Origin of the sequence: Acetobacter sicerae (assembly GCF_011516765.1) — a bacterium.
Taxonomy (GTDB): Bacteria; Pseudomonadota; Alphaproteobacteria; order Acetobacterales; family Acetobacteraceae; genus Acetobacter; species Acetobacter sicerae.
In genome coordinates this window covers 159,133-173,306 of the sequence record NZ_JAAABN010000007.1, presented here as the reverse complement: position 1 = coordinate 173,306, position 14,174 = coordinate 159,133, and the positions used below count along the sequence as shown (strand labels likewise).

Here is a 14,174-nt window from a genome sequence, read left to right as displayed (position 1 = left end):
TTAGGCTCCCCTCACACCACCATTCGGGGGAAAGCCAGTGCACGAAACTACACAAGCTGTGACTGTCGTTGCATCCTTTCATCTCAGGAAAGAGCATCTCGACGCGGTTCTGCCTGCTGTGACGGCCTGCATCAAAGCATCCCGTCAGGAGCCGACCAACCTTTTCTATACCTGCCGTCGTGATCTGAATGATCCGCTGCATCTGGTGTTCATCGAACAATGGCAAAGCGTGGCGGCCATCCATGAACATGAGAAACAGCCCCATTTTCTCGCCATGAAAGCCGCGTTCGAGAAAGGCATGGAAGGAACACCGACGGTGACCATGCTTGAAGACGTGGCGACCTTTTCCTGACGACGGATGACGCGGATCATGACGCCGCATGTCTATCTTCTCGGAACGGCCGACACGAAATCAGCTGAACTGACCTATCTGCGCTCCATTCTTGTCGAGAATGGCGTTAAAGCCCTGATCGTGGATGTCAGCACCAGTTCGACGTCCTGTCCAGCGGACATATCAGCGCAGGAGGTGGCGGCCCATCACCCTGATGGCGCAGCAGCCGTTTTCTGCGGAGAGCGGGGGCAGGCGATCACCGCCATGTCCGTGGCGCTGGAACGCTTCCTGCCGGGATGCGCCGATCTGGCAGGAGTGATTGGTATCGGCGGTTCGGGCGGAACGGCCATCGTCGCACCGGCCATGCAGGCGCTGCCCATCGGTTTGCCGAAGATCCTGATTTCCACAGTCGCTTCGGGCAACATCAAGCCCTATGTGGGCGAGTCCGATATTGCGATGATCTATCCAGTCGTGGATTTGCAGGGGCTGAACCGCATATCCCGTCCCATTCTCGCCAATGCGGCCAACGCCATGGCGGGCATGGTGCGCCATCGGTATATACCTGCTCCAGAAATCCGACCGGCAATCGGGATCACCATGTTCGGCGTGACAACGCCCTGCGTCACGGAAGCAGTCCGGGTGCTTGAAAAGGATTTCGAATGTCTCGTTTTCCACGCGACCGGCTCTGGGGGGAACTCGATGGAGCGTCTTGTCGCACAGGGCGTTCTGCGAGGTGTGCTGGACATCACCACAACCGAGTTCTGTGATTTCGTCGCGGGCGGTATCTTCCCCTGCGAGGCGTCACGTCTCGATGTGATTGCCAGGACAAAGGCGCCGTATGTCGGCAGTTGCGGTGGTCTCGACATGGTCAATTTCGGCGCGATGGAGACAGTGCCGGAGCGTTATCGCAACCGCGTTTTCGTACGGCATAATCCGTTCATCACCCTCATGCGCACGACCGTTGAGGAGTGCCGCGAGATGGGACACCTGATCGGCGAACGCCTCAACCGCTGTGACGGACCCGTCCGGTTCTTTTATCCGGAAGGCGGTTTTTCACAACTCGACCGACCAGAACAACCTTTTTACGATCCGACAGCCGATACAGCTTTCCGCGATGCGTTGCTTGAAACATTGCAACAGACAGCGGATCGCCGTTTCATCAGTCTGCCGCTCGCCATGAACGATCCTGCCTTCGCTCGGGCCATGGCAGGAGAACTTATTGATCTTTTCAAGGAGAATGACTTCCATGCCCCGCATTGAACGTAGCGCCATCCTGCACCGTCTGCGCGGACTGATCGCCGAACGCAAACCGATTGTCGGCGGTGGAGCCGGCACTGGCCTCTCCGCCAAGTGCGAGGCGGCTGGCGGCATCGACCTGATCGTCATCTATAATTCCGGTCGTTACCGGATGGCGGGACGCGGATCGCTCGCAGGGCTTCTGGCCTATGGCAACGCCAACCAGATTGTCATGGACATGGCGCGTGAAGTGCTGCCGGTCGTGCCGAACACGCCGGTTCTGGCGGGCGTCAACGGCACCGATCCGTTTGTGGATTTCGACGTATTTCTCGACGACGTGCGTCGCGTCGGCTTTTCCGGCATTCAGAACTTCCCGACAGTGGGTCTGATCGACGGAAACTTCCGCAAGAATCTTGAAGAAACGGGTATGAGCTACAGTCTTGAAGTAGACGTGGTCGCCCGTGCGAACAAGAAAGATCTGCTGACCACGCCTTATGTTTTCGATGCCGAACAGGCGAAGGACATGGCCCGCGCCGGCGCCGATATTCTTGTCGCGCATATGGGTCTGACAACGGGCGGCAGCATCGGGGCCGAAACGGCTTTCACGCTGGACGATTGCATCAAGCTGATCAACGAGATTTCGGACGCGGCCAAGAGCGTGCGCGATGATGTGATCCTGCTCTGTCACGGCGGCCCTATCGCCATGCCTGTCGATGCGCAGAAAGTGCTGAGCGCATGCCCTGACTGTCACGGCTTCTACGGCGCTTCCAGTATGGAACGCCTGCCAACCGAGACCGCGCTGGTTGAACAGACCCGCACCTTCAAGGCGATGACACGCTGACGTTTCCCCAAGGCTGCATGTCCGTGCAGGAGGTTTTTCTCATGAAGATTTCACGACGCCTCGCTCTTGCTGCTTCTCTGACCCTCGCCGCCGGTTTTCCGGCGCTGTCTGCACGGGCGCAGTCCTATCCCGGTTCGGCGCTCCAAACGGTCTATTCGTCCGATCGCATCATGAACGCCGTGACGACCACGAACACAGGCCGTGTGTTCATGTCATTCCCCTATTGGGGCGGAGGCGGATCAGGGCCGACGGTGGGCGAGCTTCTGCCCGACGGTTCGATGAGACCTTTCCCGGATGCGTCGTGGAATGACTGGGAGCATTCACATGATGCGCTGAGCAGTTTCGTACGGGTCAACGCCATCCGCATCGGTCCGGACGGACTACTCTGGGTGGTGGATTCTGGCGAGGCGAATGTCGGAGGCAAACCCAACCCGGCAAATGGCGCTGCTCCGAAACTGGTCGCCTTCGATCCCGCCACCGGGCGTCCCGTACATCTGATCGTGCTTCGTCAGGGGATTACGCGTTTCAGCTATGTTGATGACCTGCGTTTCCATAACGACACGCTCATTCTCACGGACGCTGGCGATCCGGGCCTGATTCTTGTCAATCTTCGTGATGGACGGCAGCGTCGCGTTCTGGAGCATCAGCCCTGCGTTACGGATGAACGTCCGATGCGGGCCGAGGGACAGATCCTGATGACAGGGAACCGGGAAGCCCGGATCCACGCCGATCAGCTGGAAGTCTCGCCGGACGGTGAGACACTTTATTTCCAGCCCAGCTCGGGGCCGATGTCGAAAATTGCGACAGCAGATCTGGAAAATCACACCCTGACGGATGCACAGCTCAATGCGCGCGTAAAGCCATTCTATGACACGCCGACCACCGGTGGGACCGCCATTGATGGGGACGGCAATCTCTATGTGTCGGATGTGGACCATCTGCGCATTCTGAAAATCACGCCGGAAGGACAGGGCTCGACCTTCATTGACGATCCACGCTTGGTATGGGGGGACGCACTGTGGATCACCGACACAGGAGCCCTCTGGATTCCAGCCATACAGCTCAACCGTACGGCGACGTTCCAGCATGACGGTGTTTCACGGGTGAAACTGCCTGTCAGCATCTACGCGGTTGACGCTCATCTCAAACCCTCTCGCCGTTACTGAAAGAATCAGGAGAAGATTCCCTATGACACTCGATGTTGCCAGCGCCATTCTTGCTCGTCGTGCGACCAAGGTGTTCGATGCCGGACATCGCATGCCGGAAGAGGATCTCGAGACCATCCTCGGGCTGGCCCGTCGGATGCCGACCGCCTTCAATATCCAGAACTGGCGCTTCGTAGCAGTTCAGGATGAGGCGCTGCGTCGTGAAATACGCAAGGTTGCCTGGGACCAGCCGCAGGTAACCGATGCGTCCGTGTTGCTGATCCTGTGCGCCGACATCAGGGCGTGGGAGAAATCTCCCGGACGCTACTGGGAAAATGCACAGCCAGACACCCGTGAGATGATGGTCGGTGCGATCGATCAGTATTATCGCGGACGTGAACAGGTGCAGCGCGATGAAGGCATGCGTTCCTGTGGCATGGCGGCGGGCGCGATCATGCTTCTGGCCCAGAGCATGGGCTACGCCACGTGCCCCATGGACGGGTTCGACTTTCCTGCTGTCGGCAAGCTGATCCATCTGCCTGAAGACCATGAGATCGTCATGTTCGTGGCGCTGGGCAAACCTGCGAAAGCCCCTTTCCCCACAGGCGGCATCCTGCCCGCATCCGAGATCATCATCAGAAATACGTTTGAAAAATAAAGCTGAGATCCCATCATCAGTATGTGCGTGACGTTATCTGTCATGCACATACTGAGGGATGCTTTTCTGATATTTTCAGAGAGCACGACCTGCACAAGTTGCGGTCAGCATAACAGGTAGTCCGTGTCTCTATTGGCTCAGCTCTCTTTCTGTATCTTCTGAATTGTCTCAAGGTGCTGTTTATATTCCTCATAATGCTCGGGAGCCGCATGCACGAAGTGAGGGTCCTCCATATGAGGAACGCGGCCATGATGTCCGAAATTGACAAGCCGGGCTTCCCCGAGATGAAGTTTGCCGAAGATATCCGCTTTGATGGCGATAACAGCCAATGATGAACCGATGAATGGACCGAGAAGATAAATCCACAGCCCGTCCCAGTTGCCTGCAAACAGGTCTGGTCCGAATGTGCGTGCGAAGTTGGCGCTGTTTCCTGAAATCCAGGCTGTGAGCGGATTCATCACAAAAAAGAAAATTCCACCGATCCAGGGGGTGATCCATTTATGACGCGGATGAGCCGCCAGCCAGTAGAGTGTAGCGATCAGCAGACCCGTCACCAATGTCTCAGATCCCAGAGCATACCAGATGGAAATGCCCGAATAGGGTGTCGTCGCGCCATAATGGGTGACAACCGCATCGATCTTCCATGAAGAGATGAGATACCCCACGCAATAAACTGCCGTTGTTCCCAGAACCGCGCCAATAATCTGAGAAATGATATAGCCCAGAGCATCGATCCATACGATCTTCTTCGACAGCATGAAGGCCAGCGTCACCGATGGATTCAGATGCGCTCCACTCACCTTTCCGAACGGCGTCATGGCTGCGGCCGTTCCCGCCATACCGAAGCACAGACCACAGAGGGCAGCCTGAAGCGCCGGATGGGAGCTAAGTAATTTGCCCAGTAGAGTTCCGGGAGCAGAAAGAACGATGACACAGGCCAGGCCGATCACCATCAACACGGCGGTCGCGACCATTTCGCACAGATAGAGCCGCCAGTGGAACGGACGTTCCGGATGTGGTTCACCAGCAAGCGGACGGTCATGAAAATGGATATGGAAGTGTGGCCAGTGAATAGGTGGCAGTTTCACATGGGGAAGATGAAAGTGCGGCAAGTGAAGATGCGGCAGATGGACATGCCAGTCCTTATGCCTCTTCTTATCCTGTGACATTTCTTATTTCACCATCCTCAACAACTACCCGCATTCAGGTAGTCGTTTTATAAATTTTCATGAGATCATCTAACCACATATTGGCGTTGAATAGAAAAAGTTCAATATAACAATTTTTTGATTGATTTACGTTATATAGTAACAGTGTTCCTTTCATTTCATTTCTTATACATATCATTAATTGAATACAGCCTATTCTTAATATATATAAAACATTCCATATTTATAATGTTTACTTAAAATAATACACCTAAAATACCTTATTAAGCTCTTGCTGTTACACTCCAGAATTAAGACTACATCCTTCTGATCGCTCGCAATGGGTTGGCGTGATTGCAGGATCGTTCGACCTACCCGGCCGACAAACGGTTCAATTTCTGCACAGCCTGTCACGGTTCAGCATGGCATTATGATGCAGCTTCAGCGTTGAGCGCGTGCATGGAACAGAGTGCGCCTGCTGATAATAAGGTTTAACGCCCGTCGTCAGGCCAAGGAGAGGAGAGTATATGTTCCTCCATCCGGAATCGCTTCAAACGGGTGGATCAGGTCTGAACCTGTGACCATCCCCCCGGCTCCATGCTCCAACGAACCCGCAGCAATCGGCCAGCTCTTCGTTTTCCAAATATCTTATCAAAATCCGCGAGTTTGTTTACAAGTGATTGACATTCACCAGCTAATTTGACCTCCAAACTTTATCAAAAAGCTTTAAATCAAAGGGTTATTCAGTTGAAACCATTGACACGCCATGCCGGACTCATTGGATGTCTGTTGATGGCTGCGTGCTCTCATCCACCGGCGACGTTGGACAGACAGCTCGCTGTTTCTGATATTGAATTGCAGAATGGCGAGATGGAAAACGCGCTTCCTCAGCTGATTGAACTGAACCAGCGCTACCCCAACAATCCCGCCGTTCTTCTGAGACTTGCCAGAACGCATGAGGCGCTGGGAAGAGAAACTGCGGCAATCGAATTTTACAAGAAAATCATCGCAATCAATCATGATTCCAAAGATGGCTGGATGGGTCTTGTCAAAATATACATGCGACGCAAGCCGGAGACAGCGCTTACCATTCTGGAAAACATGGTCAAACTCTACCCGGATGATCCCCATATCGTAGATGATTACGGTGTGGCCCTGGATCTAAACGGTCATTATACCGAAGCGCAGAACGAGTACAAACGGGCGATTCAAATTGACCCCAGCATGGTCTCACCTGAAGTCAATCTCGGTCTTTCCGTTGGTCTGTCAGGCGATATTTCCAAAGGGCTGGCCATCATCAAACCTTATGCCGTTACAGGAGACGCAACGCCGCGGACACGGGAAAACTATGCTCTGCTCCTCATCGCTGCGGGACGTACAGATGAAGCCAAGGCCGTTCTGATATCCTATCTTCCCCCCGATGCAGCGGCTGCCAAATTCAACAGACTCTCAGACTTCTGGGCGCTCCACGCAGATGATAAAAGCAAACCCTCCTGAAAACCAAAACAAAACCACAAAAACATCATAATTTTACTTTGAAAACCGTATAATATTTCGCTTTAAACAATAACAAATAAACAATTACAGAATTAAATTTATAACAAAAAAGTGATTCCGTTCTTCTTGCGTCATAACCTCCCGCTTCTATCATGATGACAAGAAGTGAGCTGAACGCACACTGTGAAACCTTATTACGTATCAGCCACAACAGCAGGTGCATCAATATTTTCTGACAGAAACCGCAAATTTTATCACTGATAGTTTTTATGATCTATCAAAGATGCTTTCTGTGGCAGACGGCAACGCATGAAATGACTTTTCTACACGCCTCTGTATGGAACGAACTCAACCTTTATGTCGTTGGATCAGAAAAGCATGGAGTTTGTAATGAGACGTTTTTATCTGACAACAGCAGCACTCCTGCTCTCCGCCTCCCCCGCTCTTGCGGACTCCTCTCCCGTTACCGCCCTCACCCATGTGCGCATTATCGACGGCACGGAAGCGCCTCCCACTGAAGACGCCACACTGGTCATGCAGGGCGGTCGCATTCTGGCTGTGGGGAAAAATATCAACATTCCCAAACACGCCAGGATTCTGGATCGCTCAGGCGACACGGTCCTTCCCGGCATCATTTCCGATCACAGCCACGTCGGACAGTATGAAGGCGTTACAACAGGTTCTCAGTTTTATATCCGCCCCATCATCATCTCCGAGCTTGAACAGTATCGCCGCTACGGCGTAACAACCGTCACGGCGCTCGGCAACAATGCGCCAGATGTGTTTGACCCGCTGCGACGTGACGCCCATGCAGGCAAGACACCAGCCGATCTTTTTGGTGTGGATCAGGGCATTGGCGTCCCCAAGGGAGCGCCACCGGTCAATGTTGCGGCCGACCAGTTGTTTCGTCCCAGGACCGCAGAAGAAGCCCGCCGCAACGTGGACACAATGGCGGACGAAGGCACTGACCTGATCAAGATCTGGGTCGACGACTTCGATGGCACTCTGCCGGTAAAAATGTCTCCGGAGGTTATCTCTGCTGTCGTGGATGAGTCCCACAAGCGCAACCTGCGTGTGGCCGCGCATATTCATGATCTTGATGACGCAGAACATGTCGTTGCGGCTGGTGTGGACATTCTTGCCCACGGCATAAGGGATAAACCCGTTCCTCCCGCTTTGATCGAAAAGCTGAAATCCGGAAACATCTGGTACATCGCAACCCTGCAGCTTGATGAAGCCAGCACCGCGTGGGCAGACCAATCTCCCTGGACCAAAACACCGTTCACCCTTGCCGGACTATCAATACCCCTTCTTCAGCAGGTGAGTGACCCGGTCTGGCAGCAGAAGCACACCACCGGCAAGCAGGCGGATTTCGCCCGCACGTCGCTGGCGATGAATCTGCAGAATCTCAAGACGCTCTATGACGCAGGCGTCAAGGTCGGCTTTGGGACAGACAGCGGCGCAATGCCCCTTCGCGTGCCCGGCGTGGCCGAACATCGCGAACTTGCCCTGACCGTTCAGGCCGGACTGACACCACTCATCGCCATTCATATCGCCACCCAGAATGCTGCCGATCTGCTGCATCTGTCCGATCGGGGCGTTATCGCTGCCGGAAAACGCGCCGATCTTCTGGTGGTATCAGGCAACCCCGCAATCACTATCGGTGACACCGACAGGATTGTTGAAACATGGGAAAACGGAACGGCGGTGGCTGGTCCGGTTCCCCTGAATTCAGAAGGAAAGAACTGATGGAGTACCGTCTTCTTGGTCGGTCCGGCCTGAAAGTCTCAACGCTGATCCTCGGCACCATGACATTCGGGGGAAAAGGCGAGTTCGCCAAAACCGGAAATACCGACCTGAACGGAGCAAGACGTCAGATCGACATGGCGCTCGATGCGGGCGTGAACATGCTCGATACAGCTGATGTTTATTCTGATGGTGTCTCGGAAGAAATCATTGGCGAGGCGCTGGATGCAGCACGTCGCAACCGCGTAATGCTCGCCACAAAGGCCCGCTTTCCAACCGGCGATAAAGGCCCGAACGAGCGTGGACTGTCACGACATCATCTGATCAGAGCGTGTGAAGCCAGCCTGAAACGCCTCAGAACGGACCATGTCGAGCTTTACTGGTGTCATGAATGGGATGGCCAGACGCCGGTCGATGAAATTCTCGCAGCGCTCGATCATCTGCAGAGTTCAGGCAAGATCGGTTATGTCGGTGTTTCCAATTTCTCCGGCTGGCACATCATGAAAATGCTTGCCACGGCAGAGAAAGACAACACTGTCCGCCCCGTCGCTCAGCAGATTCACTACACGCTACAGGCCCGTGAAGCCGAGTATGAGCTACTACCGATCGCCGTTGATCAGGGTGTGGACGCCGTGATCTGGTCACCACTGGCCGGCGGTCTGCTCAGCGGCAAATACCGACGCGGCAAACCGGAACCCGAAGGCACGCGCAAGGCGGCGCAGTGGAGCGAGCCTCCCGTGCGCGACGTGGAAGCACTTTACGATATCGTGGAAGTTCTTGTCGAAGTCGCCACGCATTACGAAGGAGCGTCTCCCGCGCAGGTTGCTCTTGCATGGCTGCTGACCCGACCCGGCGTGCACAGTCTGGTTGTCGGCGCCCGCACGGAAGCGCAACTTACCGACAATCTGAAATCTGCCTCTCTGGCGCTGAGTGCGGACGATATCGCAAAACTTGAAGCCGTCAGCCGACCACCGCTGATTTATCCCTACTGGCATCAGGCCTCGACGGCGTCAGATCGTCTTTCACAGGCTGACCTGGCGCTTCTCAAGCCATTTCTAGAAAAATGAAAAAACTGCTTTCTCTGCTTATGACAGGCGCTGTCTGCGTCACCGCTGTTTCCGGTGCTCAGGCCGCTTCTCCGACCATTACCAGCAATCTGGACCCGGCGTTCGGAGCCAGCGGCACAGTGGAAATCGCCGCCTCTCTCACTGCGCCGGACCCATCAGGCATCGCCGTCGTCAATAATCGTCTTTTTCTGACCTTCCCCAAGCATGATGGCGATCATGCGGGGCCGGTGCTGGCGGAATGGAAGGATGGACACCTGATCCCATTTCCTTCTGCGGCCTTTTCGGAATCGACGACAGGCAGCCCTGCCTCCCGCCTCATCTCTCCTCATGGCATGACGACGGATACGCAGGGCAATATCTGGGTCATTGATGACGGGAAAATCAAAGGGCACTCCATCCCCGCAGGCGGAGCAAAAGTTGTCGGAATCAATCCGGCGACCGGCCAGATCATCGCCAGCGTGGTGCTGAAAGACGCGCTTCTGTCCGATAGTCACATGAATGATCTGCGCGTCGATCTGACGCATGGCGCGAAAGGAACGGCGTTCGTCGCTGACAGTTCTTTCGGTGGTCACCCCGCCCTTGTGGTGGTGGATATTGCTACCGGGCAGCAGAGGCGTGTTCTGGCGGGACACGTCTCCACGATGCCGGACAAGGGGTACCAGACTGTTCTGGATGGACGGGTGCTTCATTACGATCCCAAACATCCGACATTTCCGGCAGGTGGAGCTGATGGGGTCACGCTCTCCACAGACTCACAGACGCTCTATTATTCTCCGCTGGCCAGCCGTCGACTTTACAGTCTGCCTACGACAAAATTAGCCGATTTTTCCGTCAACTCAGATGAACTCGCTCAACTCGTTGTCGATGAAGGCGAGAAAGGCGCAGCCGACGGGCTTGCTACCGATCCATGGAATCGCATTTACACCACGGCAGCGGACCATGACGCCATATTCCGCCGCAACCCGGGTGGTGGATTTGAAATGATCGCCTCGGATCCGAGGTTCGTGTGGCCGGATGGAATCTTCGCGGATTCCCGGTATGTCTATGTCGTGCTTGGTCAGTGGAGCCGCCTGCCCCGCCTGCATGATGGTCATGACCTGCGCAAACCGCCTTTTCTGGTGGCAAAGGTCCCCATCACGCCTCCTGCATCTCACTAAGAAGCCTCTTCCTCCGCACCTGCTGCTTCATTTCCAGCAGGAGTGGAGAGCGTATCCCTTTTTCCGAGGATGGGCGGCTCCCCTCTCCTCATGATGTGTAAATTTACCCATTTGTATCTTGCGCTCTTTGTCGGTTCTGGTTATGAGCAGCCTACGCAAAATCGGGGTGCGTAGCTCAGCGGTAGAGCATCGCCTTCACACGGCGGGGGTCACAGGTTCAATCCCTGTCGCACCCACCACGATTTTGTAGGTTTCTGCCTAAAAAGAAACCCAAACTGCGTTACCAAATAATCTTATACTTCAAACTCTGGTTATTCTGGCGCAGAAAACCATGTTCTGACTTCACAATTATTACAATTTAGCGTAACACTCCATGAACACGGAGTAAATTATATGCATAAACTTCTGGCTCTCTCATTTTTAATTCTTCTAGCCGGATGTGGCATGCAGCATGCTGGCTGTCCTGACGATCTGCCGACTGCACCCGATGATAATTCCGGCGTCAAATCGGCGATCAGGACCTGCAATTAAAATTTCACCATTCAAAAACCAGTTCAGGAGCTATTACACTCCGCCGCCTTTGTGCAGGGCGTCCTTATCGTCCTGAACTCTCTCCATTATCTCTGACAGCTTGCTGGTGTAGGTCTTTTTCACCTTGGAAACAGCATTTTTAAGGCTTTCCTTTGGGGATTTCTGACATTCGTCCCTGATGGATTTGGAAAGCCCTTTCGTCACTTCGTCTGGAGCCTGGGATTCCGCCATTTTATTACCTGAATAATTATCATGTTCTTCATTCAGGTAATCCAAGCATGTTGCTTTGGTAGTTACTTTCCGGATCAACTCACCGTAGTCACTATCTTCTTCCTGCGCCATTGCTACGTTTGAACAAAAAAACAAAGCGCCAATAGAAAACAGAATTATAACTCTCTTCACCGTGGAAACCCTTCCAGTTTAATGTCATTTTATACCAAAACGCAGTCTTTCTGGATATATGCTGACACTGCAACACCAATTCAGTCCCCTAATCGTAACCAGAAGAGATCAGGACACCTCATCACAACATCTTATATTTCCAATAATTGACTATAAAATTATGGATATTTTGCGAAAGCTTCAATGGCCAGCAGCCCATCCGTTACAAAACAGGGGATGGAGCGGCCACCCACTCCATCCCCTGCTTCCAGATGCACTCAATGATGCCTAATGCAGCAGAGTTGCCACCAAAGCATGTTCATCAATTGCAGACCGAACCATGTCGCTATCTTCGGTGGTTCCCATCAACTCGCCATTCGCAGCGTAGATTGCGAACACCTCCTGTCCGAGCTGAGAATCTCTGCGCACATAGACCAGACTGGGCAGACCGAGACTCAGAAACTGCGCATCAGTCAGATTACGGATATCAATCATATCCCGGGCGGCAGCAGTATTGCCGGATGTCTTATGCTGCATGTCTCCCCCTTAGTCTGAGCCAGACTGTATTAAAAAAAATCATTCATCCCCTATGGTACGAACGGTTCGCGGAGATGCAGGAACGGAACCATCATTGGCGACCGATTTGGCGGCGCTGCCCTTGGTAATATCAATACGCCTTACACGCACTTCAGGTTCCGGACGGAACAAATCGATGTGCAGCAATCCGTTATCGAGCCACGCACCCCCTATATCGATCCCCTCCGCCAGCACGAAAGACTTCTGGAACTGACGGGCGGCAATGCCACGATGCAGGAAGATGCGCCCCTGAAGATCCTCGGACTGCCGGCCACGGATGACGAGCTGATTGTCCTCCTGCGTGATCTGGAGGTCTTCCATCGTGAACCCCGCGACAGCGAGAGTGATGCGCAACGCCGACGAACTGATCTGTTCGATATTATAGGGCGGATACCCATCCCCCGATGATTTGGACGCACGCTCCAGCATGGTCTCAAGATGATCAAAGCCGAGAAACATCGGCGATCCAAACACTCTTCCAGACATTTCAGCCTCCTCCAGTGAGCGAGACACTCTCTGACCGGTCCCGCTTGGGCGACCGGCTTGTTTGTAAGGATATGGAGTTCCTGTCGTGGCATGCAAGGGGGCCAGCTTGGCTGGCCCCACAGAAACAGGTCTGCTGCCGAGGCTATTCCGCAAACTGCTTCAGCACAGCCATCTGGGGTTTCTCGCTTCCGTCCTTCCCGGGCGCCACCGAATACATATAATTTCCCCACAAAGGACCGCCAGCCCAGTAAGTCCAGCCATACCAGACGTCTGACGTCTGATTGATGAAGTTCAGGGCAACTCGAAGATCGGCCAGGCATCCGTCATTGCTACTGACACCGAACTCACCGAGCAGACCCTTCGCCTTGTGAGCCTCCAGCCAGTCAGTGAACGGTGCCAGACGGGCTTCCACCTGATCTTCCGGTATGCACTCCGCCGAGCGCCCTGAACTGTCTTGATCGAAATATTCATGCGCCTCAAAAATCAGAGCGTGGAGCGGATCAGTAAGAGTCGCCAGCGCCTCCCCGTTCACCTGAGGAAAATTATGTGCCCCATCCCAGTTTATACCGGACACGGTAATCAGGTTTGTTGCGCCAGCGGCCCTGACCGCGTTGATGACTTTCTGCTGGATACCCGCCCAGTCCCCTGCAGAGGCAAGCTTCGGTTCATTCATTAAACCAAAGAGAACGTCGGTATCGTTACCAAAAACCCGCGCCAGCTTTACCCAGATATCAACAAAGGCATCGACCTTGACCGCGTCCGACCCGATAAGCTGGCCGCCATATGCGCCGTAATTATGCAGATCGATGATGACCTTTGCCTGACCGGCTTTCGCCATCGCAACCACATTCTGAATGTGCGCGAGATAGCCGGGGTCAAGGTCGGATAAAGGCTGGGGTTGCAGCCGCTCCCAGAGCACGGGAAGACGAATCAGCTTCATCCCGGCTTCAGTAAAATAATCAATCTCTCCCTGTCGGGGAAACATGTAATCCCAGCCGTCACGCCCCGGCACTTTGTTGCTGGCAAACGCGGCTGCGGACAGATTAATGCCAGCCACTGGCGCTGCGCTGACCTGCCCAGTCGCAAGACATGAAGCTCCGATAACGAAGCATGATACGAAACGGATCAGTTTCATTTATTTTCTCCGGCCCAATAAAAATACCATCAAACGATCACACAGAACCGGACATATCCTGTCGCATTGGTAAATATCTTAATCATATCAATAAATATCCACTATCAGACTTTAAAATTATGTCATCCCAATCATACGGACGCCTTGATCGATCCATGAAACAATCGATTTATTCAATCTCAACCTGTTGATTATGCAGGTCAGAATGGCAATGATCGGTTTGCGGGAAAGACGCCTGT

Annotated in this window: 14 protein-coding genes and 1 tRNA gene; 10 read left to right on the top strand and 5 right to left on the bottom strand. The window is 53.9% G+C overall.

The genetic code is table 11. The annotated features are described in order from the left end of the window. Positions 1 to 37 precede the first annotated feature (37 nt). Genes GVI59_RS09965 through GVI59_RS09945 form a run of 5 tightly spaced genes read left to right on the top strand, consistent with a single transcriptional unit; the run spans position 38 to position 4,211 of the window. Positions 38 to 352 carry an antibiotic biosynthesis monooxygenase gene (locus tag GVI59_RS09965; protein ID WP_173574122.1) on the top strand — a complete coding sequence of 105 codons (315 nt, stop codon included), beginning with the start codon at positions 38 to 40 and terminating at the stop codon, positions 350 to 352. A gap of 18 nt (positions 353 to 370) precedes the next feature. Next, positions 371 to 1,591, top strand: coding sequence for a Tm-1-like ATP-binding domain-containing protein (locus tag GVI59_RS09960; protein ID WP_173574121.1), 1,221 nt, complete (start codon positions 371 to 373; stop codon positions 1,589 to 1,591). Continuing rightward, entirely contained in the window at positions 1,578 to 2,408 is an 831-nt protein-coding gene (locus tag GVI59_RS09955; protein WP_173574120.1) for a phosphoenolpyruvate hydrolase family protein, read from the top strand. Before GVI59_RS09960 ends, GVI59_RS09955 begins: the two co-directional genes overlap by 14 nt. Before the next feature lie 41 nt (positions 2,409 to 2,449). Then, positions 2,450 to 3,574, top strand: coding sequence for an L-dopachrome tautomerase-related protein (locus tag GVI59_RS09950; protein ID WP_173574119.1), 1,125 nt, complete (start codon positions 2,450 to 2,452; stop codon positions 3,572 to 3,574). 22 nt (positions 3,575 to 3,596) lie between these two features. Continuing rightward, entirely contained in the window at positions 3,597 to 4,211 is a 615-nt protein-coding gene (locus GVI59_RS09945) for a nitroreductase family protein (RefSeq protein WP_173574118.1), read from the top strand. 137 nt (positions 4,212 to 4,348) lie between these two features. On the opposite strand, the gene GVI59_RS09940 is transcribed toward GVI59_RS09945, so the two are convergent. Beyond that, positions 4,349 to 5,299: an MIP/aquaporin family protein gene (locus GVI59_RS09940; protein ID WP_232878767.1), complete on the bottom strand. Its 951-nt coding sequence runs from the start codon at positions 5,297 to 5,299 to the stop codon at positions 4,349 to 4,351. A gap of 759 nt (positions 5,300 to 6,058) precedes the next feature. On the opposite strand from GVI59_RS09940, the gene GVI59_RS09935 reads away from it, so the two are divergent. The 5 genes from GVI59_RS09935 to GVI59_RS09915 all read left to right on the top strand — a co-directional run bounded on the left by GVI59_RS09935 (position 6,059) and on the right by GVI59_RS09915 (position 11,065). Then, positions 6,059 to 6,856, top strand: coding sequence for a tetratricopeptide repeat protein (locus tag GVI59_RS09935; protein ID WP_173574116.1), 798 nt, complete (start codon positions 6,059 to 6,061; stop codon positions 6,854 to 6,856). A gap of 378 nt (positions 6,857 to 7,234) precedes the next feature. Further along, positions 7,235 to 8,605 carry an amidohydrolase family protein gene (locus tag GVI59_RS09930; protein WP_408736610.1) on the top strand — a complete coding sequence of 457 codons (1,371 nt, stop codon included), beginning with the start codon at positions 7,235 to 7,237 and terminating at the stop codon, positions 8,603 to 8,605. Then, entirely contained in the window at positions 8,605 to 9,669 is a 1,065-nt protein-coding gene (locus GVI59_RS09925; RefSeq protein ID WP_173574114.1) for an aldo/keto reductase, read from the top strand. Before GVI59_RS09930 ends, GVI59_RS09925 begins: the two co-directional genes overlap by 1 nt. Next, positions 9,666 to 10,826: an L-dopachrome tautomerase-related protein gene (locus tag GVI59_RS09920; RefSeq protein WP_173574113.1), complete on the top strand. Its 1,161-nt coding sequence runs from the start codon at positions 9,666 to 9,668 to the stop codon at positions 10,824 to 10,826. Before GVI59_RS09925 ends, GVI59_RS09920 begins: the two co-directional genes overlap by 4 nt. A gap of 164 nt (positions 10,827 to 10,990) precedes the next feature. Then, a tRNA-Val gene (locus tag GVI59_RS09915) sits at positions 10,991 to 11,065 on the top strand. A gap of 325 nt (positions 11,066 to 11,390) precedes the next feature. Here the strand turns inward: GVI59_RS09915 and GVI59_RS09910 are convergent. The 4 genes from GVI59_RS09910 to GVI59_RS09895 all read right to left on the bottom strand — a co-directional run bounded on the left by GVI59_RS09910 (position 11,391) and on the right by GVI59_RS09895 (position 13,935). Continuing rightward, positions 11,391 to 11,759: a hypothetical protein gene (locus GVI59_RS09910; RefSeq protein WP_242013045.1), complete on the bottom strand. Its 369-nt coding sequence runs from the start codon at positions 11,757 to 11,759 to the stop codon at positions 11,391 to 11,393. Positions 11,760 to 12,026: 267 nt separating this feature from the next. Further along, positions 12,027 to 12,275, bottom strand: coding sequence for a hypothetical protein (locus GVI59_RS09905; protein WP_173574112.1), 249 nt, complete (start codon positions 12,273 to 12,275; stop codon positions 12,027 to 12,029). A 39-nt stretch (positions 12,276 to 12,314) separates the two neighbouring features. Next, the gene (locus GVI59_RS09900) at positions 12,315 to 12,800 is read right to left on the bottom strand and encodes an Hsp20 family protein (RefSeq protein WP_173574111.1); all 486 of its coding nucleotides are present in this window, start codon (positions 12,798 to 12,800) and stop codon (positions 12,315 to 12,317) included. Positions 12,801 to 12,942: 142 nt separating this feature from the next. Continuing rightward, entirely contained in the window at positions 12,943 to 13,935 is a 993-nt protein-coding gene (locus GVI59_RS09895; protein ID WP_173574110.1) for a glycoside hydrolase family 5 protein, read from the bottom strand. Positions 13,936 to 14,174 lie beyond the last annotated feature (239 nt).

Coding starts and splice junctions, on each gene's coding strand:
- GVI59_RS09960 (WP_173574121.1), top strand. CDS start 371: ATGACGCCGCATGTCTATCTTCTCGGAACGGCCGACACGAAATCAGCT.
- GVI59_RS09955 (WP_173574120.1), top strand. CDS start 1,578: ATGCCCCGCATTGAACGTAGCGCCATCCTGCACCGTCTGCGCGGACTG.
- GVI59_RS09950 (WP_173574119.1), top strand. CDS start 2,450: ATGAAGATTTCACGACGCCTCGCTCTTGCTGCTTCTCTGACCCTCGCC.
- GVI59_RS09945 (WP_173574118.1), top strand. CDS start 3,597: ATGACACTCGATGTTGCCAGCGCCATTCTTGCTCGTCGTGCGACCAAG.
- GVI59_RS09930 (WP_408736610.1), top strand. CDS start 7,235: ATGGAGTTTGTAATGAGACGTTTTTATCTGACAACAGCAGCACTCCTG.
- GVI59_RS09925 (WP_173574114.1), top strand. CDS start 8,605: ATGGAGTACCGTCTTCTTGGTCGGTCCGGCCTGAAAGTCTCAACGCTG.
- GVI59_RS09920 (WP_173574113.1), top strand. CDS start 9,666: ATGAAAAAACTGCTTTCTCTGCTTATGACAGGCGCTGTCTGCGTCACC.
- GVI59_RS09905 (WP_173574112.1), bottom strand. CDS start 12,275: ATGCAGCATAAGACATCCGGCAATACTGCTGCCGCCCGGGATATGATT.
- GVI59_RS09900 (WP_173574111.1), bottom strand. CDS start 12,800: ATGTCTGGAAGAGTGTTTGGATCGCCGATGTTTCTCGGCTTTGATCAT.
- GVI59_RS09895 (WP_173574110.1), bottom strand. CDS start 13,935: ATGAAACTGATCCGTTTCGTATCATGCTTCGTTATCGGAGCTTCATGT.